This window comes from Rhizobium sp. BK619 (assembly GCF_014195245.1).
GTDB lineage: Bacteria > Pseudomonadota > Alphaproteobacteria > Rhizobiales > Rhizobiaceae > Rhizobium > Rhizobium acidisoli.
This window is the reverse complement of sequence record NZ_JACIBH010000018.1, coordinates 117,436-140,422: the sequence shown is the minus strand read 5'-3', so window position 1 is coordinate 140,422 and position 22,987 is coordinate 117,436. Positions and strand designations below refer to the sequence as shown.

22 protein-coding genes are annotated in these 22,987 nt (G+C 63.3%); 9 read left to right on the top strand and 13 right to left on the bottom strand.

Going from position 1 to position 22,987, the window contains the following annotated elements; genetic code table 11:
* Nucleotides 1-31 precede the first annotated feature (31 nt).
* Nucleotides 32-247 (bottom strand): hypothetical protein, encoded by a 216-nt coding sequence (locus tag FHX14_RS29985; protein WP_003587763.1) that lies wholly within the window; start codon nt 245-247, stop codon nt 32-34.
* Nucleotides 248-437: 190 nt separating this feature from the next.
* On the opposite strand from FHX14_RS29985, the gene msrB reads away from it, so the two are divergent.
* Nucleotides 438-851, top strand: a complete 414-nt coding sequence (msrB, locus tag FHX14_RS29980; protein ID WP_003587764.1) for a peptide-methionine (R)-S-oxide reductase MsrB — start codon at nt 438-440, stop codon at nt 849-851.
* A gap of 190 nt (nt 852-1,041) precedes the next feature.
* Here the strand turns inward: msrB and FHX14_RS29975 are convergent, their stop codons facing one another.
* The 4 genes from FHX14_RS29975 to FHX14_RS29960 all read right to left on the bottom strand — a co-directional run bounded on the left by FHX14_RS29975 (nt 1,042) and on the right by FHX14_RS29960 (nt 3,701).
* A complete protein-coding gene (locus tag FHX14_RS29975) occupies nt 1,042-1,743 on the bottom strand; it encodes a pentapeptide repeat-containing protein (RefSeq protein ID WP_012557029.1) in 702 nt (233 codons plus the stop codon).
* 140 nt (nt 1,744-1,883) lie between these two features.
* Nucleotides 1,884-2,393, bottom strand: coding sequence for a GNAT family N-acetyltransferase (locus FHX14_RS29970; RefSeq protein ID WP_184380640.1), 510 nt, complete (start codon nt 2,391-2,393; stop codon nt 1,884-1,886).
* A 92-nt stretch (nt 2,394-2,485) separates the two neighbouring features.
* Nucleotides 2,486-3,154, bottom strand: coding sequence for a hemolysin III family protein (locus tag FHX14_RS29965; protein ID WP_184380638.1), 669 nt, complete (start codon nt 3,152-3,154; stop codon nt 2,486-2,488).
* A gap of 127 nt (nt 3,155-3,281) precedes the next feature.
* On the bottom strand, nt 3,282-3,701 hold the full coding sequence (locus FHX14_RS29960) for a universal stress protein (protein ID WP_003587769.1): 420 nt from the start codon (nt 3,699-3,701) through the stop codon (nt 3,282-3,284).
* Nucleotides 3,702-3,891: 190 nt separating this feature from the next.
* Between FHX14_RS29960 and FHX14_RS29955 the strand changes: the two genes are divergently transcribed.
* The 3 genes from FHX14_RS29955 to FHX14_RS29945 all read left to right on the top strand — a co-directional run bounded on the left by FHX14_RS29955 (nt 3,892) and on the right by FHX14_RS29945 (nt 7,509).
* On the top strand, nt 3,892-4,857 hold the full coding sequence (locus tag FHX14_RS29955; protein WP_184380636.1) for a VOC family protein: 966 nt from the start codon (nt 3,892-3,894) through the stop codon (nt 4,855-4,857).
* Nucleotides 4,858-5,031: 174 nt separating this feature from the next.
* Nucleotides 5,032-6,198: an AI-2E family transporter gene (locus FHX14_RS29950; protein ID WP_184380634.1), complete on the top strand. Its 1,167-nt coding sequence runs from the start codon at nt 5,032-5,034 to the stop codon at nt 6,196-6,198.
* Between the two features lie 18 nt (nt 6,199-6,216).
* Nucleotides 6,217-7,509, top strand: coding sequence for an FAD-dependent oxidoreductase (locus tag FHX14_RS29945; RefSeq protein WP_184380632.1), 1,293 nt, complete (start codon nt 6,217-6,219; stop codon nt 7,507-7,509).
* 227 nt (nt 7,510-7,736) lie between these two features.
* On the opposite strand, the gene FHX14_RS29940 is transcribed toward FHX14_RS29945, so the two are convergent.
* Both FHX14_RS29940 and FHX14_RS29935 read right to left on the bottom strand, forming a co-directional pair.
* Nucleotides 7,737-8,525, bottom strand: a complete 789-nt coding sequence (locus tag FHX14_RS29940) for a polysaccharide deacetylase family protein (RefSeq protein ID WP_184380630.1) — start codon at nt 8,523-8,525, stop codon at nt 7,737-7,739.
* A 100-nt stretch (nt 8,526-8,625) separates the two neighbouring features.
* On the bottom strand, nt 8,626-9,015 hold the full coding sequence (locus FHX14_RS29935) for a DUF930 domain-containing protein (protein WP_003587774.1): 390 nt from the start codon (nt 9,013-9,015) through the stop codon (nt 8,626-8,628).
* A gap of 253 nt (nt 9,016-9,268) precedes the next feature.
* Here FHX14_RS29935 and FHX14_RS29930 point away from each other — a divergent pair, with 253 nt between their 5' ends.
* Nucleotides 9,269-11,377, top strand: coding sequence for a S9 family peptidase (locus FHX14_RS29930; protein WP_184380628.1), 2,109 nt, complete (start codon nt 9,269-9,271; stop codon nt 11,375-11,377).
* A gap of 279 nt (nt 11,378-11,656) precedes the next feature.
* Nucleotides 11,657-12,175 (top strand): DUF1697 domain-containing protein, encoded by a 519-nt coding sequence (locus tag FHX14_RS29925; RefSeq protein WP_012557022.1) that lies wholly within the window; start codon nt 11,657-11,659, stop codon nt 12,173-12,175.
* A gap of 59 nt (nt 12,176-12,234) precedes the next feature.
* Here the strand turns inward: FHX14_RS29925 and FHX14_RS29920 are convergent, their stop codons facing one another.
* Nucleotides 12,235-13,677: an MFS transporter gene (locus tag FHX14_RS29920; protein ID WP_184380626.1), complete on the bottom strand. Its 1,443-nt coding sequence runs from the start codon at nt 13,675-13,677 to the stop codon at nt 12,235-12,237.
* Between the two features lie 260 nt (nt 13,678-13,937).
* Here FHX14_RS29920 and FHX14_RS29915 point away from each other — a divergent pair, with 260 nt between their 5' ends.
* On the top strand, nt 13,938-15,440 hold the full coding sequence (locus FHX14_RS29915) for a protein adenylyltransferase SelO (RefSeq protein ID WP_184380624.1): 1,503 nt from the start codon (nt 13,938-13,940) through the stop codon (nt 15,438-15,440).
* A gap of 141 nt (nt 15,441-15,581) precedes the next feature.
* Nucleotides 15,582-17,921: a glucose/quinate/shikimate family membrane-bound PQQ-dependent dehydrogenase gene (locus tag FHX14_RS29910; RefSeq protein WP_184380622.1), complete on the top strand. Its 2,340-nt coding sequence runs from the start codon at nt 15,582-15,584 to the stop codon at nt 17,919-17,921.
* Between the two features lie 477 nt (nt 17,922-18,398).
* On the opposite strand, the gene bla is transcribed toward FHX14_RS29910, so the two are convergent.
* The 3 genes from bla to dmeR form a co-directional block, all read right to left on the bottom strand.
* On the bottom strand, nt 18,399-19,289 hold the full coding sequence (bla, locus tag FHX14_RS29905) for a class A beta-lactamase (RefSeq protein WP_184380620.1): 891 nt from the start codon (nt 19,287-19,289) through the stop codon (nt 18,399-18,401).
* Nucleotides 19,290-19,378: 89 nt separating this feature from the next.
* Nucleotides 19,379-20,371 (bottom strand): CDF family Co(II)/Ni(II) efflux transporter DmeF, encoded by a 993-nt coding sequence (gene dmeF, locus FHX14_RS29900; RefSeq protein WP_184380619.1) that lies wholly within the window; start codon nt 20,369-20,371, stop codon nt 19,379-19,381.
* Nucleotides 20,372-20,394: 23 nt separating this feature from the next.
* On the bottom strand, nt 20,395-20,667 hold the full coding sequence (dmeR, locus tag FHX14_RS29895; RefSeq protein ID WP_003587785.1) for a Ni(II)/Co(II)-sensing transcriptional repressor DmeR: 273 nt from the start codon (nt 20,665-20,667) through the stop codon (nt 20,395-20,397).
* 260 nt (nt 20,668-20,927) lie between these two features.
* On the opposite strand from dmeR, the gene FHX14_RS29890 reads away from it, so the two are divergent.
* On the top strand, nt 20,928-21,422 hold the full coding sequence (locus FHX14_RS29890) for a GNAT family N-acetyltransferase (RefSeq protein WP_054181675.1): 495 nt from the start codon (nt 20,928-20,930) through the stop codon (nt 21,420-21,422).
* Between the two features lie 12 nt (nt 21,423-21,434).
* Here the strand turns inward: FHX14_RS29890 and FHX14_RS29885 are convergent, their stop codons facing one another.
* Together FHX14_RS29885 and FHX14_RS29880 are read right to left on the bottom strand one after the other, a co-directional pair.
* A complete protein-coding gene (locus FHX14_RS29885) occupies nt 21,435-22,349 on the bottom strand; it encodes a cytochrome c (protein WP_184380617.1) in 915 nt (304 codons plus the stop codon).
* Nucleotides 22,350-22,485: 136 nt separating this feature from the next.
* Entirely contained in the window at nt 22,486-22,926 is a 441-nt protein-coding gene (locus tag FHX14_RS29880; RefSeq protein ID WP_012557014.1) for a cytochrome c, read from the bottom strand.
* Nucleotides 22,927-22,987 lie beyond the last annotated feature (61 nt).

The window sequence follows — 22,987 nt, the reverse complement described above, 5'->3', positions numbered from 1 at the left end:
GGAGGGCGAAAGGGGCGCGATGGCGGGTGGATCAGGCCGCCGATCGGGAACGACGCGTCAGCAGCCGGGCGACGCAGCCATGCAGGATGAAGAGCAGAATGGTCAACGGCCAGAGCATGCAGGCGAAGAGCCCGGCCAGACGATGAAGCGTCAAGCCGTCATGATTGGTCCAGCCCTCCAGCAGCGTGACCGCCATGGCGGCCACGGCTACGAGGCCGTAGAGCAGGACGATTGCTGCTTCAAACACTGTTGATCCCTCAATACACGCAACATTAACCCTAACAGGAAACCCTTAACGGATGTAAAAAGCAAGCGTCCTCACCCCATTGAGGTATGCAGCCAATTTCACGGTGCGCTGTTTCAGACTTGATGAACGGACGACGGCGCACCACATTTTCTGGCAAAATGGAACCGCCCCTCGGCAAAAGGAGCATGGCATGTCCGACACTGCAACCACCGCCAAGATCCACAAGACCGACGCTGAATGGAAAGAGCAGCTCACCCCCGAACAATACCGCATCACCCGCCAGCACGGCACCGAGCGCGCCTTCACCGGCCCCTATTGGGATTCCTTCGAGACAGGGCTTTACCGCTGTGTCGGATGCAATGCCCCGCTTTTCCGCTCCGACACGAAGTTCGACGCCGGCTGCGGCTGGCCGAGCTATTTCGAAGCCGTCTCGCCCGATGCGGTGACCGAGCATCGCGACACGGCCTTTGGCATGGTGCGCACCGAAATCCGCTGCGGCAGCTGCGAAGCCCATCTCGGCCACGTCTTCCCCGACGGCCCGCCGCCGACCGGCCTGCGCTACTGCATCAACGGCCATTCCATGGTGTTCGAGCCGGGGAAATAGCCTTTCGGCGCAGAAGCCAGCCTGCCCCTCATCCGCCTGCCGGCACCTTCTCCCCGCTTGCGGGGCAAACGAGGTGTGCCGCGCCCTCTCCGTTCCCCACGAACCTATCGTATGGCAAGTCCCCTCGCCCCGTCTTTACGGGGAGAGGGTTAGGGTGAGGGGCAACCTTCGGCGTTAAACGAACCCCCGATCACTCATGCTCCGCAGGGCATGGCCAGGTTGTCGGCGCCGAGAGGCCGGCCGGGAGTTTGGTCGAGGTGTCGCCGCAGGCAAGGTCGATCTGGGTCTGTTCGAGGCCGGATGCGGCCGAGAGGTCAAGGCCTTCGATGCGGGTCAGGAACATGAAGGCGCGCTCGAAGACTGCCGGGCCTTCGAAACTTGCGCCGGAGAGATCGGCACGGGAGAGATTGGCGAAAGAGAATTTCGTGCCGGTCAGCACTGCCTTGTCGAAATCGGCGCGGCCGAGTTCGGCTTTTTCGAAGCTCGCGCCGGCAAGCCTGGCCCCGGCGAAATTGGCCCGCTGCAGCTCGGCGCCGGCGAAGGAAGCGCCTTCGGCAATGATATTGGCGAAGCTGGCGCGATAGGCTTCGATCTTGGCGAAGCTGGCGCCTTCGGCGTGTGCGCCCTCGAGCGAGGCGCGCACCAGTGTCGCCTTCTCGAGATTGGCGGATTTGACATTGGCGCCGGCGAGATCGGTCAGCGAGAAATCCGTGCCGACGAGATTGGCGCCTTCGAGGTCACTGCCCTGCAGCATCAGGTTCTTCTTGGTGCATTCCTGCCAGTCGAGCTTCGGCGAGGCCAGGCTGCCGCAATCGGCGGCCCGGGCGGCGACCGGCGGAAATGCCAGAAGGACGAGGGCAAGGAGACCGAGCGACGATCCGTGCTTTGCCATTGAACTGTTCACCTCCATACCATTCTGAAGCCACCCGCGAAGCAGGCCGCCTCGACTTTCTTACACAGCTCAGACTACAATAAAAAGATGGAGAGCGCCGTTCACAATGGCAATGCCCCAGGGGGTCAGGGCCCGCCGGATCAGGCCGAAGGCAGGCGAAGCTCCATGCAGGTGAGGTCCAGCCAGCGGCCGAATTTGGTGCCGACCTCGGAAAATCTGCCGGCGATGCGGAAACCGAGCTTTTCGTGCAGCCGGATCGAAGCGGTGTTCTCCGCCTCGATGCCGGCGATCATCACATGGATGTTGCCGGCCGCGGCGCGGACGATCAGCTCCCGCATCAGGCGCTCGCCGATGCCGGCGCCGCGGCAATCCTTGTCGACATAGACGGAATGCTCGACGGTATGGCGGTAACCGTCGAAGGCGCGCCAATCGCCATAGGAGGCATAGCCCGCCACCTTGCCGGAGATCTCGGCGACGATGACGGGAAAGCCGCGGGCCTTGCGCGCCTTCATCCATTCCCGACGGTTTTCGAGATCGACCAGCGTCTCGTTCCAGATCGCCGTCGTGTGTTCGACGGCGTGATTGTAGATATCGCGGATGGCGGGAAGATGGGTTTCGCTGGCGTCGCGGAGGAGGACGGGGTCTGTCATGATTGCCTGTTCGTATTGTCTGCGACAGGCGGCATACGCCCTGCCCCAAAAGATGTAAACGGCGGCCCCACCTGCGAGAGACGCGATCTTTATCAGACGCCCGGCGCCGACAGGCTGAAACAGGTGAAGACGGCCGAATAATGCACGGCCGCGGCGGTGACGACGAAACCGTGCCAAATGGCGTTCTGGAAGCGCAGCTTCTCCCAGACATGGAAGATGACGCCGAGCGAATAAATGACCCCGCCGATGACGATGAGCAGCATCGAGGCGGAGGGAATGCGCGCAGCCACAGGGCCGGCCACCAGCACGCCGCTCCAGCCCATGGCGAGATAGAGCAGGATGGCAAGACGGTCGTAACGGCCGGGAAAGACGCATTTCAGAATAATCCCGGCAGCGGCAAACAGCCAGATCGCCACCAGCATGAACAGGAGCAGCGGGTCGTCGGCGCCACGTTCGAGGAAGGGCGTGTAGGTGGCGGCGATCAACAGGAAGATCGCCGAGTGATCGAAGCGGCGCAGATACCATTTGGTGCGCGAGACCGGCCAGGCATTGTAGGAAAAGGAAATGGCAAGCGTCAGCACCAGCCCGACGCCATAGATCCAGGCGGCGGCGAGCGCGCCATAAGAGCTCCAGAGAGTGGCGTAGAAGATCAGCACCGTGGCGCCGATCAGCGCCAGCACGAGACCGACGCCGTGGACGATACCGTCGGCGATCAGTTCATATCTGTCGTAAGCCCAGCGAACGCCGTTGAACTCGGCCATGCACGCCAATCCGTTTCATACCCCGATTGCAATCGTCGCATCGAACGGTAGGGCACGCAACTGCGGCAAAGCGCACCGGCGGTAAATCTTCGTGACAGGCTGTCTGGCGGCGAGACGGCCGCACAAATCAAACCTTTTGCCGGTCGACGAGCACCGAGCATTTGGCGTGGCGCACGACCCGGTCGGCGGTGGCGCCGATGAAGTAGTTGGAAAAATCCGGAACATGCGAGGCGACGATGATCAGGTCGGCGCCGTAGCTTTCGGCGGTCGAGATGATCGCCTTGGCGGGCGGGCCGTTGCGGATCTCGACGGTTGCCGCAATGCCGGTTTCTGTCAGCAGCGCCTTCAGCTTGTCACGGCTGTCCTGCATGGCGTCCTCGACCATATTGGCCGGCAGTTCGATCGCGACATAGGTCGGCACATCCTCGATGACGTTGAGCGCGACGATCTCGCCGCCGTCATCGAGCAGAGACGCGGCCTTGCGGAGGATTTTCTCTCCCTTTTCGATGCCCCCGAATGCGATCGCTACGATGATCTTCCTGTACATGGCTCCCTCCATGACTGAGATGTATAAGCATCCCCTAAATAAGATATGGCCGCATTGACGGCGATCAAGTGGGCGCACCATCATCGTCAACAGCCGTTCAACAGTTCATCCTCAAAAACGGGTCTTCTGTGAACAATCGCGATCCGCCATATAGAGATCAAGTACAGCGGCTGAGAGGAGACAGAGGCGAATGAACCGGCGAAACTTCCTCGGCCTTGCTGCAGGCGGCACTTTTGCCGCCACCGCCGGCACGCCTTCCCTTCTACAGGCCAGATCACAGGCAGGAGACCAATCCATGACGACCGAAACTTCTTATGCGCTGACGCGGCCCGCCTATATCGACCAGTCGCATCTCCTCGTGAAGGACCTCGCTCTCGTGTCCGGCTTCTACCGATCGATGCTCGGCCTGAAGGTCATCGAGGAGACGGCGAGCGGCCAGGTGCTGGGTGTCGGCGATCTGCCGCTGCTGACGCTGACGACGGCCAATGATGCCGCGATCGCGCCCCGCAATGCCGCCGGCCTTTTCCACACCGCCTTCCTGATGCCGGATCGCGCCGAACTGGCGCGCTGGCTGCGCCATGCGGCGCAGAACAATGTCGTGCTCGACGGCGCCTCGGACCATCTGGTCAGCGAGGCGATCTATCTGTCCGACCCGGAAGGCAACGGCATCGAAATCTATGCCGACCGGCCGCACGAACAATGGAAGTTCCAGCAGGACGGCATGGTGGAGATGGCGACGCTGCGCCTCGACCTGCAGGCGCTCTACGACAGCGCGCCCGATGAGCGCTGGGGCGGCATGGCTGATGGAACGGCGATCGGCCACCTGCATCTGCAGGTCGGCGATATTCCACAAGCTGACGCCTTTTACCGCGACGTGCTCGGCCTCAAGCTGATGGCGAGCCGTCCCGGCGCAAGTTTCTTTGCGACCGGCGGCTACCATCACCATCTCGCCGCCAATATCTGGAACAGCCGGGGTGCTGCCGCCCGCGCCGACAATATGACCGGGCTTTCGGACTACAAGGTCCGGTTCAACGACAAAGCGACGCTGGATGCGGCGATCTCCAAGCTCGATGCGCTGGAGATCAAGAGCGAGAAGCGCGATGGCGGCACCTTCCTCAAGGATCCGTGGGGCATCGGCCTGACGCTTTCGGCGTAATTTCCGAGGCGCGGATCAGGCCAAACGACCGAAAACATTCGTGTTATGCGGGCAAAATCATGCGGGTGAAGAGGTGCCGCGTGCGGTTTGCCGGTTGGCCCTTTGCCGCAGGGAACCGGAACCGCGTCGGCGCGTTTCCGTGACGAAGCAATGGGCTTCGGGGGACCTCACCGCATGGGCATCGCCAATGGCATCCGCAAACAAGCCAAGAAGATTGCGATCGGCGAACGCCGCACCAGCGCCTGGGCGCAGACATTGAAGGAGGCAGCCGAAGAGCTGCCGCCGACACCGCTGCACCGGCTCGAGAAGGACGGGCTGGACATCAGCATGGCCTGGGCGATCATCGGCATCTTCGGCATTCTGGGGCTTGCCGCCGTCTACCTGATGTCGCTGATCCTGATCCCGATCACCCTTGCCGTCGTCGTCGGCATGATCCTCGGCATGGCGGCGGAGAAACTCAGCAGGATGGGCGTGCCGCGGCTTGCCAACGCCTTCATGCTGTCGAGCAGCGTAGCGCTGGTGATCTTCCTGGTGATCAACTCGCTCGCCGGCCCGCTGATGACCCTTGCCAATGAGGGGCCGGCTTTTGCCGAGCGGACCATCAACCGCGTCATGCCCTATCTCGAGCGCATCGAATGGCTGCATATCACGCCCGCGACCTTCGAAAGCGGGCCGATGTCGATCGGTGCGCTGCTCGAAAACACCGGCAACGTACTGCATGTGGTGACCACCAGCCTGACGCCGGCACTGGTGCAGGGGATGATCTTCTTTGCGGCGCTGCTGCTCTTCCTCGCCAGCCGCGTCAACCTGCGCAAGACGATCATCATGACCTTCCGCACCCGCACGCAGCGGCTGGCGGCCATCCGCGTCATCAACGCCGTCGAGCAGGTGCTCGGCTTCTATTTCGCCACAGCCTCGCTGATCTATGTCGGGCTCGGCGTCGTCATGACCGTGATCGCCTATGCCGGCGGGCTGGCGGCGCCGGTGCTCTGGGGCTTCTTCGCCTTCCTGTCGAGCTTCATTCCCTATCTCGGCATCACGCTGATGACGTTTGCCGTCGCCGTCGCCGGCATTCTCACCCATGATGACATCGTCATCGGCCTGATGCCGGCCGCGGCCTTCTTTACCGTGCATCTGGTCATGGAGAACCTGATTTTCCCGGCGGTGATGGGACGGCGGCTGGAAATCAACCCCTTCGTCGTCTTCCTCGCCATCCTGTTCTGGACATGGATGTGGGGTGCCGTCGGCGCCATGCTGGCCCTGCCGCTGTCGCTGATCGTCATCACAATCATCGAGGAATTGCTGATCGAGGAAAAGCCGCAGCCGCAATTGCCGAAATGATCAACCGGGGAGATAGTGGTGGCATCTGATCTCGCTCTCAACGAAGCCGATCACGACCAGATGGTCAGCGGTCGATCGCTCTGGGGGAAAAGCGGTATTCGGCCGGAATGGCGGCCGATCGAGCAGAGTTTTTCCACCGACATCATCGTGATCGGCGGCGGCATCACCGGCGCCCTGGTCGGCGAACATCTGACGGCGCGCGGTTTTTCCGTTGTTATCATCGACCGGGAGGAGCCCGGTTTCGGCAGCACCGCGGCAAGCACGGCGATGCTGCAATGGGAAATCGACAGCACGCTCACCGAACTTGAGGATTATTACGGCTTCGAACGCGCCGCCGGCATCTACCGCCGCAGCGGAGCAGCAGTCGCCGGTCTTTCCAAGCTGATCGCCGCGCACGGGATTGCCTGCGGCTTCCGGCCGCGCAACACGCTGTATCTCGCCACCAACCAGGAAGGCGCGCGCGAGCTGCTGGAGGAGCGCCAGCTTCGCCGCCGGGCCGGCCTGCCCGGCGTCTACCTCGAACATCCCGATCTCTTCACCCAGTTCGAGCTCGACCGGGATGGGGCAATCTATTCGCCGGGTTCGGCCGAGGCCGATCCGCTGCTTCTGACCTGGGCATTGATCGAAATGTCCGTCCGGCGCGGCGCGCGGCTGGTCAACGCTTCCGTCACAGCGCTTCACAGCGAAGGCGATCACGTCACGGCGGAGACGGAGGGAGGGCACGTCATCGAGGCGCGGCATGCCGTCCTTGCCACCGGCTATTCGATGCCGGGCCTCGACATGCCGAAGCTGCACCGCACCAGTTCGAGCTGGGCGCTCGCCACCGTACCCCAGGACCCGGCAAATTTCTGGCGCGACAGGGCGCTGATCTGGGAGGACAGCCACCCCTATCTCTACATGCGCACGACCGAGGACAATCGCATCGTCGCCGGCGGCGAGGATGACGGCACGGCCGATCCCGAAGCCCGCGACCGCAACCTGCCGGCAAAGATCATGGCAATTCGCGAGAAGATAAAGCGGCTATGGCCGAAAGCGGATACGCGGGTGGAACATGCCTGGTGCGGAACCTTCGGCGAAACGGCCGACGGCCTGCCGCTGATCGGCCCGGTGCCCAATATGCCGCATGTGTTCGCAGCCTACGGCTACGGCGGCAACGGCATCACCTTTTCCTATCTCGCCGCCCAGATGATCGGCGCCATGCTGGCCGGCATGCATCGCGACTGGTTCGAGGATTTCGCGCTGGACCGGGACGGGCCGGGGCTGCGGCGTTTTGGAGAGGATAGGCTGGGGATGGGAGACGCTTTACGGTAGAGGCTTCGTATTGGCTGTTGTGCCGTGGCCGCCCCCTCTGCCCTGCCGGGCATCTCCCCCACAGGTGGGGAGATTGGATGGGCGCAATGGTTTCCCCAAACAACAGCGTCACGGCTAGGCGAAACGGTGGAGAGTCGGGAAGGTTTGTCTACTTGCCGATCTCCCCACCTGTGGGGGAGATGCCCGGCAGGGCAGAGGGGGGCTGCTACCGCACGCCCTTAAAGAATTTACTCAGTCGTCTTGTCGTCGCCCATATCCTCGACATCCTCCAGACGAACGAACTCCGTGCCCTTGGCTTTCAGATCGACCAGCGCCTTCGCCACCCCCTCGCCCGCCGCATGGGTCGGCTGGTTGATGTGGGAGATGACGACGTCGCCGTCCTTGGCTGAGGCGATGCGTTTTTCGGTGATGACGGCGCCGAGCAGCGAGCCGCCGTCGCCGTTCACCGAATAGCCGGCGATGCGATAGCCCATGGCGCGGATTTCGCCGATGGCGGAAAGATTATATTTGGCGGTCGAGCCGCGGAACCAATGGGGCGCGGGAATGCCCGCCGCAGTCATGGCCGCAGCACCGCCCTCGACCTCCTTCTTTACCGCCTGCGGCGAGCCGGCCGAAGCGATGCCATAGACGAGCGTCGGCGTGTCGACGGCCGGGATATGGTTCTCTCCGTGATTTTCGAGTTCGAAGAGATCAGGGTTCTGCAGGAACACGGCAAGTGCGGCGGGATTGTGCTTCAGCCAGCGGGCAGTGACGAAGATCGTCGCCGGGATGCGTTCCCGCACCAGCGTCGACAGGATGCGCTCATCCGCCTGCCCCATGCAGGCATCGAAGGTCAGCGCGATGCGGGCATGGCCGGCGATATTGGAACGGGCAATATGCAGATGCGGCTCGACGAGCTTTACTTCAGGCGCCTTCGGGGCCGGACGTGCGGCCAAGGGCGCTGACGGCAATTCGTCCGCCGATGCGGCGGAGAGGGCAACCAACAGGAACGCCGAAGCGAGCAGGATACGGTTCATATGGGACTTCTACGATTTCGTCGGCCGACTTTAGCGGCTGCTTCTGCGTGGCGCCATGTGGCCGGATGTCACCGCGGCTGCCGCAACAAATCCAGCGGCATCAATCGTAGAGATAATACTTGTCCCACTTCTCGCGCGGCACCTTGTCGCCGATCTGGTAATTGAGCTCGCGCACGTTGATATGCTGCGGGCCGGTGATGCAATTGTAGGAGAGATGGTACCAGTCGCCCTTGCTGCGGAAGACGGCGCCCGGCGCCTGCAGCGAATTGTCGCCGGGGATCGGGTCCTTGAACGTATAGGCGATCACCTTGTCGGGCTTGAAGCCGGCGCTGTCCTGGTTGATGCGGCTCATTGCCTCAGTGTCGCAGCTCTGTTCCAGACGGGTGGAGGGATCGAGTTTTTCAAGCTGCTTCTTGATGGCGGGATCGACGGCAAAGGCAGGGGCAGCAAGGCTGACGAGGGATACAAACAGGAGCAGATGTTTCGGCATTGCGGAGAAATCCCTTGCTGTTGTCCATTCTTCACCCTGCCACAGGCAGCTTGCCGGGGGCTTGGCACGTGTAAATTTCGCTCTGCGATAGCGGACATTCTTAAATATTGTGGTGACATCAAGGCAAGCTCGGCAGGGCGGCCTCCAAGCCTGTGGAAGCTTATCTACCGCCTTGGCGCAGCCTTGCCGCTTGATCCGGCGGCGACGCGCCTCTATCTCTTGCCAACCCGATATCCCGATCCGGAGCCATTCCTTGTCCGTTTTCAACAGCCTGCCGACACCGCCCGCCGCAGCGAAGAAGCCCGTCTCCGATACGCGCCACGGCATTACCCGCACGGACGATTATGCCTGGCTGCGCGCCGATAACTGGCAGGCCATGTTCAAGGATCCTTCGATCCTCGACCCAGAGATCCGCCGGCATCTTGAAGCCGAAAACACCTATATGAACGCTGCGATGGAAGACACCAAGCCGCTGCAGAAGCTGCTGTTTTCCGAAATGCGCGGCCGCATCAAGGAAGACGACAGCTCGGTGCCGGTGAAGGACGGCGCCTACGCCTATGGCACATCCTACGTGACCGGCGGCGAACAGCCGCGCTATTTCCGCATCGCCCGCGACGGCGACGTCGCCGACGAGACGATCCGCACTGTGCTGCTCGACGGCGACAAGGAGGCATCGGGCAAGGCCTATTTCCGCCTCGCCGGTCTCGACCATACGACCGATCACAGCCGCGGCATCTGGGGCTATGACGACAAGGGCTCGGAATTCTTCACGCTGAAAGTGCGCGACCTCGCGACCGGCCAGGATCTCGAAGACCGGATCGAGAATACCGGCGGCGGCGGCGTCTGGGCGCCGGACGGCAAGAGCTTCTTCTATTCCGCACTCGACGAGAACCACCGGCCCTCGAAGGTGTTCCACCATATTGTCGGCCAGCCGCAGTCGGAAGACCGGCTGGTTTATGACGAAGCCGATGCCGGCTTCTTCATGGGCGTCGGCGGCTCGCTGCTCGACGATGTCATCTATATCGACATTCACGATCACGAAACCAGCGAATACCGGCTGCTGTCGACCAAGGATCTGACGGCCGAGCCGAAGCTGGTGGCAGCGCGCGAGGAAGGCATCGAATATTCGCTGACCGAGGGCGGCGACATCTTCTATATCCTCACCAATGACGGCGGCGCCAAGGATTTCAAGATCATGGAAGCGCCTGTCGACAATCCGGGCAAGGAAAACTGGCGCGAAGTGGTCGCCCACAAGCCCGGCACGCTGATCATCAGCCACATGGCCTATGCCCGCCACCTTCTGTGGCTGGAACGCAAGGACGGGCTGCCGCAGATCATGATCCGCGACCGCAAGACCGGCGAGGAACATGCGATCGCCTTTGCCGAGGAAGCCTATTCGCTGGGGCTTTCGGGTGCGGCGGAATACGACACGGATGTCATCCGCTTCTCCTATTCGTCGATGACGACGCCGTCGCAGCTCTACGATTACAATATGGTGACGCGCGAGCGCACACTGCTCAAGACGCAGGAGGTGCCGTCGGGCCACAATCCCGACGATTACATCACCCGCCGCGTCTTCGCGCCGGCCTGGGACGGCGAGACGGTGCCGGTCACCCTGCTCTATCGCAAGGACACGCCGCTCGACGGCACCGCGCCCTGCCTGCTCTATGGCTACGGCGCCTACGGCATCACCATTCCGGCCGGCTTCAACACCAATTGCCTGTCGCTTGCCGATCGCGGCTTCGTCTATGCCATCGCCCACATCCGCGGCGGCAAGGACAAGGGATTTTCCTGGTACGAAGACGGCAAGATGGACAAGAAGACGAATACCTTCAAGGACTTCGTCGCTGCTGCCGACTATCTGAATCAACAGAAGTTCACCTCTTACGCGAAGATCATCGCCGAGGGCGGCTCGGCCGGCGGCATGCTGATGGGCGCGGTTGCCAATATGGCGCCGGAAAAATTCGCCGGCCTCATCGCCGCCGTCCCCTTCGTCGACGTGCTCAACACCATGCTCGACGACACGCTGCCGCTGACCCCGCCGGAATGGCCGGAATGGGGCAACCCGATCGACAGCCGGGAAGAATACGAGCAGATCGCCGCCTACTCGCCCTATGACAATGTCGCCGCCAAGGCCTACCCGCCGATTCTGGCGCTCGGCGGCCTGACCGATCCGCGCGTCACCTATTGGGAGCCAGCCAAATGGGTGGCGAAGCTGCGCGACCAGACGACCGGCGCGGCACCCATCCTGCTCAAGACCAACATGGACGCCGGCCACGGCGGGGCGTCCGGCCGCTTCCAGCGGCTGGAAGAGATTGCGTTCGAGTATGCGTTTGCGATCAAGGTGGCGGGGAAGATGTGAAGGGTTGATAGAGTGGGGTAGCGTAACGCGTGCCGTGGTCGCCCCCCTCTGCCCTGCCGGGCATCTCCCCCACAGGTGGGGAGATCGGCAAGTGGCTAAACCCTCCCGCCTCTCTACCGTTTCGCCCAGCCGTGACGCTAGTTGTTTGGGGAAGCCAGCAAGCCCAGCCAATCTCCGCACCTGTGGGGGGGGTCCGAAGGACGGGCGAGACCCGTGGCTCGCCCCGGGCCCGGCAGGGCAGAGGGGAGCTTACACGGCACAACAGCGAGGGAGAAACAAATGGCAGTCTACATCGCCCTCCTGCGTGCCGTGAACGTCGGCGGCACCGGCGCCCTGCCGATGGCCGAACTCAAGACCATCTGCGAAGGCCTCGGCTTCGCGGATGTGAAAACCTACATCCAGAGCGGCAACGTGCTTTTCCGCTCGGATGCATCCGAAACGGCGGTGGAGGAAAAGCTCGACGCGGCGCTTGGACAGAAGATGGGCAAGCGGCCGGGCGTGATGGTGCGGACCCGCAAGGCGCTCGACGCGATTGCCGCCGACGCGCCCTTTCCCGATGCCAAGCCGAATTTCCTGCTCGTCTATTTCCTGCCCGAAAAGCCGCCCGGCGATGCGCTCGATAAAATGGTGGCGCCAGATGGCGAGGAGGCGAAGCTCGCCGCCCGCGAAATCTATGTGCATTATCCCAAGGGGTCCGGCCGCTCGAAGCTGAAGCTGCCGACGCTGAAGTCCGGCACCTCGCGCAATCTCAACACCGTGCGCAAGCTCGCGGACATGGCGGCCGCGATGGAAGGCTGAGAGTCCAACGCAGAATTTGATTCAAGCGCGGGATATCAAGCCATTGTTTTTATACAACATCAGCCCCTTGCCGTCTGCTTGGCCTTGTAGCCGCTGATCTCTTCGCCGGCGGTTTTGGAGAAGCGCAGGTTCCAGATGGTGGCGGTGATCGAGATGATGGTGACGACGATGAAGGCTATGGAGAAATCGCCAAGCGACGGCGTTTCGACATTGTTGAAAGCCATCGAGCCGTGCAGCGCCAAGGCGCCGATGCAGATGCCGAGCGACAGCATGAGCTGCTGGAAGGTGGTGTAGAAGCTCGTGGCCGAGCTCATCCGTTCTTTGTCGATCTCGTCATAGGCGATGGTGTTATAGGCGGTGAACTGGAAGGACAGGAAGAAGGCGCTGAGGACCAGGACGATGAAGATCAGCGGCATCGGCCAGTCCGGCCGGAAGGCGGCGCAGAGGCCATAGCCGATCGTGCCGAGAATGCCGTTAAGGACGAGGCTGCGGCGGAAACCGAGCCGGCTGAAGACGAACTTCGCCATCGGCTTCATGGCGAGCGCGCCAAGTGCCGTGGCAATGACGATCTGGCCGGCTGCAGCCGCCGACAGGCCGAAGCCGATCTGGAAAAGCAGCGGCAGCAGGAAGGGCTGGGCACCCTGGGTGATGCGTGTCAGCGAACCGGCGATGACGGACGTGCCGAAGCTCGGCACCTTCATCAGCGAAAAATCCATGATCGGCGACGGATGCCTGCGGGCATGTCTGAGATAGCCGATGCCGAAGATGAGGCCGACAGCGATCAGGAAGATCGAGAAGGCGCCCTCGCCTTCATGGCTCGACATTTCGAAGCCAAAAAGCAGCGAGCCGAGCGAAAGGCCTGATAGAATGAAGCCGATCGTATCGAAGGGACCGCTCGCCTTGCCCTTGACCTCGTCGATATAGATCGAGACGAAGATCATGCCGATGATGCCGACCGGCACGTTGATGTAAAAGATCCAGCGCCAGTCGAGATAGGTGACGAAGAAGCCGCCGAGCGGCGGGCCGACGATCGGGCCGATCAGCGCCGGCACCAGCAGCCAGGACATGGCGCTGACCATATCCTTGCGGGCGACGCTGCGCATCAGCACCAGGCGTCCGACCGGCATCATCATCGCACCGCCTATGCCCTGAAGCAGCCGCGCCAACACCAGGAACGACAGGGTCGGCGCCAGCGCGCAGAGGATCGAGCCGACGACGAAGACGGCGATCGCCGAGCGGAAGACAGTGCGGGAGCCAAAACTGTCGGCCATCCGGCCGCTCGCCGGAATGAAGATCGCCAGACTGAGGAGATAGGAGGTCAGCGCGATCGACATGGCCGGGGCGCTGACGTTAAAATCGCGCGCCATGGTGGGCAGCGCCGTCGCCAGCACGGTTGCGTCGATGTTTTCCATCAGCATCGCACTCGCGACGATCATCGCGATCACCCGGAAATTGGGTGCGGCGCGCCGAACCATCGGCGCCTGGTAAATCTGATCCGACATCGTCCGGGATCACTCACGGTGGCGCGGCGGAGCACACGAGGCTGCAGGGCCGCGGGGGATGACATGGCGTAACGCCAAGGGGAGACGATTTTCTATACGCCAGCGATCATGGCGGCGCTATGTCCTTTATGGCAAAGCTGCTTTGCCGAGAGGTAAAGGCAGATCACGATTCCTTGCATCGGCCTGTTCTTCGTGAAGCGTTTCTGGCTCTTCATCCGAACCGGCTTGCGCCGCAGCCACCCCGGCCCTACCTATGAAGCATGACCTCCACGCTGCAGAAAAACCGGGCCGGCGCGGCCTTTCCGTTCGACAACAGCTATGCCGGCTTGCCCGCACGCTTCTTTGCGGCGCAGACGCCGACCGCGGTGGCGGAACCCTGGCTGATCAAGCTCAACGAGCCGCTGGCCGTCGAGCTCGGGCTCGACGTCGAGACACTGCGCCGCGATGGTGCGGCGATCTTTTCCGGCAACCTCGTTCCCGAAGGCGCCGAGCCGCTGGCGATGGCCTATGCCGGCCATCAGTTCGGCGGCTTCTCGCCGCAGCTCGGCGACGGGCGGGCGATCCTGCTCGGCGAGGTGGTCGACCGCAGCGGCAGGCGCTACGATATCCAGCTGAAGGGTGCCGGGCCCACACCTTTTTCGCGCCGCGGCGACGGGCGGGCGGCAATCGGGCCGGTGTTGCGGGAATATATCATCAGCGAAGCGATGTTTGCGCTCGGCATTCCGGCGACGCGGGCGCTGGCGGCGGTGACGACGGGCGAGCCGGTCTATCGCGAAGAAGTGCTGCCGGGCGCCGTCTTCACCCGGGTGGCGGCCAGCCATATCAGGGTCGGCACCTTCCAGTTTTTCGCCGCCAGAGGCGATACCGACGGCGTGCGGGCGCTCGCCGATTATGTCATCGACCGGCACTATCCCGACCTGAAAGACGCTGACAATCCATACCTTTCACTGTATTCAGCCGTCTCCGAGCGCCAGGCGGCGCTGATCGCCCGCTGGCTGCATGTCGGTTTCATCCATGGGGTGATGAACACCGACAATATGACCGTCTCCGGCGAGACGATCGACTTCGGCCCCTGCGCCTTCATGGACAACTACGACCCGGCGACCGTGTTCTCGTCGATCGACCAGCACGGCCGTTATGCCTATGCCAACCAACCCGGCATCGGCCAATGGAACCTGGCACGGCTCGGCGAAACGCTGCTGCCGCTGATCGACGAAGAGCCGGACGGCGCGGTCGACAAGGCGAATGCGGTGATCCGGGCCTATGGCGAACGCTTCCAGGCGCATTGGCTGGCCGGCATGCGGGGAAAAATCGGCCTTGCCGGCGAAGAGGACGGCGATCTCGAACTGGTGCAGGCGCTGCTGTCGCTGATGCAGGCGCAGGGCGCCGATTTCGCCCTGACCTTCCGGCGGCTGTCCGATCTTGCCGGCGATGCCGCCGCAGAGACTGCTTTTGCCGCAAGTTTCCGGGAGCCGGAGGCCTGCGGGCCCTTGCTTGCGCAATGGCGCGAGAGATTGTCGCGCGATCCGCAGACGCCCACGGAGCGCGCCGCGGCCATGCGCCGCGTCAATCCGGCCTTTATCCCGCGCAATCATCGGGTTGAACAGGCGATCGAGGCGGCGGTCGAGAACGGCGATTTCTCGCTGTTCGAGGCGCTGCTGACAGTGCTGGCGAAACCCTATGACGACCAGCCCGGCGTTGCCGCTTATATGGAGCCGCCGAAGCCGAGCGAGCGGGTGCTCGCGACCTTTTGCGGGACGTGAGCGGCTTCACTACAACCGTACCGTGACGTCTGCCTGCGGCAAATGCGGCCGTTGAAAGGCATCTCCTTCGCGCTATCTGGCTGATCGGCGGGGCTTTTCCGCCGCATCTTCATCCGGCTAAATCAAGCGGGAGACAGCCATATGGCGATCGTCGTCACCTCCATCCTCTTCATCATCATCGGGCTTACGCTCGGCGGCGGCGGGCTCTGGCTCGTCACGCTCGGCGGCAGTGTCTTCTACCTGTTCGCCGGGCTGATGTTCCTGATCACCGCCGGGCTGCTTCTGATGCGCAAGGCGGTGGCGCTCTGGGTCTATGCGGTGCTCGTCGTCGCAGCACTCGCCTGGGCGATCTGGGAGGTGGGTTTCGATTGGTGGCAGCTCGGCCCGCGCGGCGGCATGATCATCCTGCTCGGGCTCTGGCTGCTGACGCCGTGGATCCGCCGGCCACTCGGCTTTCGCAGCCCGACGGGCATCACCTACGGCGCCAATCCCTGGCCGCTCGCCGTGCCCGTCATTCTCGCCGTCGTCGTCGCGCTCTATTCGATGACGACGGACCCGCACGATCTTGCCGGCGAACTGCCGAAGGATGCGGTCGCCGCCAACCCCGCCTTCGGCGGCAACGTGCCGGATGGCGAATGGCACCAATATGGCCGCACGCCGTTCGGCCAGCGTTATTCGCCGCTCGACCAGATCACGACCGCGAATGTATCCAGCCTCAAGGAGGCGTGGCGATACGAGACCGGCGACGTCAAGCGGCCGGACGATGTCGGCGAGACGACCTATCAGGTGACGCCGCTCAAGGTGAAGGACACGCTCTACCTCTGCACGCCGCACAACTGGGCGATCGCGCTCGACGCCAAGACCGGCAAGGAGAAATGGAAATATGACGCCAACTCCGGCATGAACCCGGACCGGCAGCACCAGACCTGCCGCGGCGTCACCTATTATGCCGATCCCGATGTCGCCGCCGGCCAGCCCTGCGCCGAGCGCGTCTACCTGCCGACCTCCGACGCCCGGCTGATCGCGCTCGACGCGGCGGACGGCAAGGTCTGCACCGGTTTTGCCGATCAGGGCGTGCTGCATCTGGAAACCGGAATGCGCTACAATCCGGCCGGCTATTATTACTCCACCTCGCCGCCGGTCGCGGTGGCGGGCAAGATCATCGTCGGCGGGGCGGTGAACGACAATTATTCCACTGAGGAGCAATCCGGCGTCATCCGCGCCTTCGACATCAAGACCGGCGCGCTGATCTGGAACTGGGATTCCGGCAATCCCGACGTCACGACGCCTCTTGCCGCAGGCCAGACCTATACGACCAACTCGCCGAACAGCTGGTCGGTGTTCAGCGTCGACGAGGCGCTCGGCATGGTCTACATCCCGCTCGGCAACCAGGTGCCCGACCAGCTCGGCATCAACCGCAGCGACAATGTCGAGAAATTCTCCTCCTCGATCGTCGCGCTGGATATCGCCAGCGGCCAGCTGCGCTGGGTGCGCCAGACTGTGCATCACGATCTTTGGGACATGGACGTGCCGGCCCAGCCGGCGCTGATCGATCTGACCAAGCCTGATGGCACCGTGGTTCCCGCCCTCGTCGGCCCGACCAAGCAGGGCGATCTCTATGTGCTCGATCGGCGGAGCGGCGAGCCGGTCATCCCGGTCAAGGAAATCGCAGCGCCCGGCGGCGCGGTCTCCGGCGATCATACCGCGCCGACGCAGCCGATCTCCGACCTCACCTTCTCGCCGGAGCCGCTGAAGGAAAAGGACATGTGGGGCGTATCGCTGTTCGACCAGCTCGCCTGCCGCATCGATTTCCACCGCTACCGCTACGAGGGCCGCTACACGCCGCCGTCGCTTGTCGGCACGATCGTCTATCCCGGCAATTTCGGCACCTTCAACTGGGGCTCGGTGGCAGTGGACCCGGAGCGGCAGATCATGTTCGGCATGCCGACCTATCTCGCCTTCACCTCGCGCCTGGTGCCGGCCGCCGACATTCCGCCGAGAGGCCAGGACGAGAAGGGCAGCGAACAGGGGCTCAACCGCAATGACGGCGCGCCCTACGGCGTCTTCATGGGGCCGTTCCTCGGGCTCTTGAAGATCCCCTGCCAGGCGCCGCCATGGGGCTATGTCGCCGGCGTCGATCTGCGCACCGGGAAGATCGCCTACATGCACAAGAACGGCACCGTGCACGACATGACCCCGCTGCCCCTACCCTTCAAGGTCGGCGTGCCCGGCATCGGCGGCCCGATGCTGACCAAGGGCGGCGTCGCCTTCCTCGGTGCTGCGGTCGACAACTATCTCAGAGCCTATGACGTGACGAATGGGCAAGAACTCTGGCAAGCCCGGCTTCCGGCCGGCGGCCAGGCGACGCCGATGACCTATACGACGGATGACAACAAACAATATGTCGTCATGGTCGCCGGCGGCCACGGCTCGGTGGGCACGAAGCCCGGTGATTATGTGATTGCTTATACGCTGCCTTGATGGAGGGCTGACGTCTCAACGCAGTGCTTTTGGCTGTGGGTCCTCGGGTCAAGCCCGAGGACGACGGAGGGTTGGGGAGCCTGTGTGGTAAGGATCGTAAGTGAGCGGTGATTTTGTTGGAATTACCGCCTATTTTTTACGCGATCCCAACGCAAAATCGTTGGGGCATTTTGCTGGGACTCCTCCAGGCGATCTCGCCTCTTGCCCACACGCTCCCCCACCCTCCGTCGTCCTCGGGCTTGACCCGAGGACCCATGGCCGCAAGCGCTTCGTTTTGTTGGGCTGATCAGGCGACCACCGTCGAACAAATTCAAGCAAAGTGCTTGCGGCGTGGATACTCGGGTCAAGCCCGAGTATGACGGAGAGCGGGGAAAGCTATGCGGCAGGAGCCGAGACGCCTAGAGCAATTCCCGATCCGTATGCAACCGGCCAGGGGTTTTCCCGTGGGAACCGATCCGGCCCTCGCGCCTCCCCGATTCACACCATCTCCACAATCATCCGCCCAACCTCGGCAAAGACCGGATTAAGCTCCTTCACCGGCGCGGTCGCCTCGGCGATATAGACGGCGGCGACGATTGGGCCGCGGTTGGGGGGCCAGATGACGGCGATGTCACCGAGGGAGCCGTTCGGGCCGGTGCCGGTCTTGTCGCCGACTTTCCACTCTGAAGGCAGGCCGGCTCGCAGCCGCTCGCCGCCGGTCGTGCTGGCCACCAGCCAGGCGATCAGCCTGTCTGCCGAGGCTTCGGTGAGGACCGAGCCGAGCGTCAGGTTGCCGAGCGTGTCGAGCATTGCATCCGGTGTCGTCGTGTCACGCGGATCGTCCTTCCTGCCCTCGTTCAGTGTCGGTTCGGTGCGGTCGAGACGGGTGGTGCCGTCGCCGATCGAGCGCAGCCAGTTGGTCAGCCCCGCCGGGCCGCCAAAACTTTCAAGCAGCAGGTTGCCGGCCGTATTGTCGCTGACCGTCACCGCCGCCTCGCAGAGCTCTGTGATGGTCATGCCGTCGGCATCTGCGTGTTTTTCGCTGAGCGGCGAATAGTCGACCAGCTTGTCCTTGCCGTAGGTCACCCGCCGGTCGAGGCTCTCCTCGCCCTTGTCGGCGCGGGCAAGCACGAAGCCGGCGGCCAGCGCCTTGAAGGTGCTGCACATCGGAAAGGCCTCGCTGCCGCGATAGTTGAAGGAAATGCTCGTGCCAGTGTCGAGCACCGAGACGCCGAGGCGGCCGCCGGTGCGTTTTTCCAGCGCTGCAAGACGCTTCTGGATGTCGTCGTCGTCCTCCCCGGCCTTGTCCTCGGCATTGGCGGGCAGGCCCAAAACAGGCAGGCAGAGCGCCGAGCCGATCAGCATGCGGCGGGTAAGACTGAGATCCATGGCATCCTCCGGCGGTGAGGAGGACAGAGCTAAGGCGCGATTGCGGCGGCATCTCGTCCGCCGTGGAACCTTGTCATCGGCTGTGGCGATTACGCCGCGCGCGTGACCTCGACGGTCACATGCGACAATTCCGTCAGCGCCGAAAGCCTGCCCTTGTAGAAAGCCGGTTCGCGCGGCGTCGAGGTGACGACGGCGACGATGGCGGCGTGATGGCCGGGGCCGACCTGCCAGACATGCAGATCGGTGATCCGATCTTCCTCCGTCTCGATCGCGTGGCGGATTTCGGCCGGCAGCGTCTCGCCGTGCGGCACGACATCGAGAAGGACGCCGCCCGAGGATCGCATCAGGCTCCAGGACCAGTTGGCGATCACCAGGCCGCCGACGATGCCCATGATCGGGTCGAGCCAGAGCCAGCCGTAGAGGCTGCCGAGCGTCAGCGCCGCGATGGCAAGCACGGAGGTCATGGCATCGGCGATGACATGCAGATAGGCGGCGCGGATATTGTTGTCGCCGGGCTTTCCGTGATGATCGTGGGCGTGATCACCATGACCGTGATGGGCATGATCGCCGTGATGGTGCGCATGATGACCATGCGCGTGATGGCCATGCGCGTGGCCGCCGCCAAGCAGCCAGGCGCTGACGAGATTGACGGCAAGGCCGATGATCGCGACGGCGATTGCCTGGGCAAAACCGATCGGCACCGGATTTGAAAGGCGCAGCCAGCTTTCCCAGGCCATCAGCAGGGCGATCAGCGCAAGAATGATGGCGCTGGCGAAGCCGGCGAGATCGCCGAGCTTGCCGGTGCCGAAGGTGAAACGCGGATTGCGCGCCTGCTTGCGGGCGAAAAGATAGGCGAGCGCCGAAATCAAAAGCGCGCTGGCATGGGTCGACATGTGCCAGCCATCGGCGACCAGCGCCATGGAGCCGTAAGCCGTGCCGGCGGCGATTTCCGCCACCATCATCACCGCCGTCAGCGCGATCACCAGCCAGATGCGCCGCTCGTTCACCGCGTGATCGGCGCCGAGGAAGATATGATCATGTTCCAGCGCGTCTGCTCCAGCATTCTCGATCCCGGTACTCATTACAGGCTCCTTCGTCACGGCACTCAGCGGATATAGGTTCGCAAGACTTCCGATATTTCCTCGACCGCCTCGGCCCTGGCGGCGTCATCCTCGGCATTCAGCACATGTTCGCGCAGATGATCGTCCAGCACCTCGCCGGTCAGCCCGGTCAAGGCGCCGCGGACGGAGGCGAGCAGCTGCAGGATTTCGCCGCAGGGTCGCTCGGCTTCCAGCGCCCGCTCGACGGCCTCCATCTGCCCCTTCAGACGGCTGACGCGGGCGATGAGCTTCTTTTTCTGCAAGGTGGTGTGAGACATGGGCCCTTATGTAGCATAGGGGGGTATACTATCAAGAGAGAAAACGGGATCGATACCGATCTGCGCGATCGGCCATTGACAAACACGGCATTTACGACGATTGATGCGCCATGATCAAAAACGCGCACCAGAGCCGCTCGTATTTTTGGCTGTACCTGTAAAGGGCGGCTGGACAGATCATATTGTCAACAAGCCGCCGTCAGGCGGCTTTGTTGTATCGGCAGCGTCCTGACGGCAGACTATCAAAGGACGCGAAGACCATGACCGAAATCGAAGACAGCGAAATTTCACTGATGCGCCCGTCTGTGGTGACGATCCGCGCCGCCAAGCCGCGCGACCTGCCCGAACTCAATGCGATGATCGCCCTCCTGGCCGCCCATCACGGTGATGCCGCGGCAACGACTCCGGAGCAACTGGAGCGCGACCTGTTCGGCCCGCTGCCGTGGATCCATGCACTGGTCGCCGAAACCGGCGACGGGCTGATCGGCTACGCCATTCTCGTGCCGCTCTACAGGGCGCAAGAGGGAAAACGCGGCATGGACCTGCACCATCTCTTCGTGCGCGACGGCCATCGCGGCCACGGCACCGGCCAGTTGCTGGTCGACCGGGCCCGCGAGACGGCGCGCAAGGCCGGCTGCGGCTACCTCTCCGTCAGCGCCGCCACCGGAAACGTGCTGGCGCACCGCTTCTACGAACAGCTGGATTTCACCCCGCGGCCGGTCACCGGCATGCGCTATATGCAGTCGATCGCTTGAGGCAGGTCTGTCCTACCGTCCCGGCACCGCCTTCAGATAGGCGGCGATCGCTTCGCGGTCGGCGGCCGGAAGATGAGCGATGTTCTGCTGCACATCGACCATCGAGCCGCCAACGCTATCGAAATCGGGGGTGAAGCCGGTTTCGAGATAGCTGGCGATATCGGCCTCGCTCCAGCCGCCGATGCTTTTGGAGGCCGGCGTGATATCGGGTATGCGGCCCTTGCCTTCCGGATTGGGGGCGCCGGCGAGCCACTGATCTGCCTGGAAGCCGCCGAGCACATCGCGCGGTGTGTGGCATTCGCCGCAATGGCCGGGGCCTTCGACCAGATATTGCCCGCGCTTGATTTTGTCATCGCTCTTGGCGAGCGCAACACGCGGCTGATCGTTGAAATAGAGGAATTTCCAGCCGCCGAGCGCCAGCCGGATATTGTATGGGAACGGCAGTTCGTGCGGGGGCGCGACATTTGCGCTCTTCGGCAGCGTCTTCAGGAAGGCGAAGAGATCGTTGACGTCCTTGTCGCTCATGCGGGAATAAGAGGCATAGGGAAAGGACGGATAGAGGTGCTCGCCGCCCGGACCGACGCCGCGCTTCATCGCATTGCCGAACGCAGCCAGCGACCAGCCGCCGATACCGGCCTTTTCATCGGGCGAGATGTTCGGCACGTGGAAGGTGCCGAAAGGGCTCTTCAGCGCCAGGCCGCCTGACAGCGTCAGCTTGGCATCGCCTTCGGAACCGGGGGCGGAATGACAGCTGACACAGCCGCCCGCCCAGAACACCATCTGGCCGTTTGCCGGATCCGGCGCGCCGAGACCGGCCCAATGGCTTTCCGGCAGCGGATCGGGTGCGGTGACGAGATAGAAGGCACCACCGCCCAGCACGGCGACGCCGATCAGACAGAGCAGTAACCGAATGAACCTGCGGATCATGCCCCGCCTCCCCTTTTGCCGAGATTTTCCTATAGGGACCGATTCTGCGACCAGCCCCGAACAGGCGGAGAATAAGGTGATCCGCGCCGGCGGCAAGGCTGGCGCGGATCGGTGTCGGAGGGGAATGACCTATCGCTCACTCCTTGATGCGATAGGCCTTGTGACAGCCGCCGCAGCTGGCGCCGAGCGTGTTGACCGTGGCGCCGACAGCCGCGGCATCGGCCGGAAGCTGGGCGAGCGCGGTTTCGGCATCGGTGGAGAGCTTCGCGGCGCGCGCCTTGAAGTCGTCCATGTTTTCCCAGATTTTCGGGCTCGCTTCTTGGTCGCCCGTTTCCGTGCCCGGCTTGAACTGATCGGGGAACACCTTGGCCGTCGCGGCGATCGTCGTCAGCGCCGCTTTCACCGCTTCGGCATCATAGGGCTTGGTGCCCTTGGCGATGGCTCCCAAGGCGCCGGCCGCGCCGCCGATCTGCTTCATCAGGGCAATGCGCGAATCATGCGTGCCGTCGGCGGCGGTCACCGAACCGAAGGCTATTCCTGCCATCGCTGCGGCGGCAGCTACTGCTTTCCAATTCATATTCCTCTCCATTTCTTTTCTGCATTTTCCCGAGCCAAGGCGGCCGACGGCCAATCTGCAC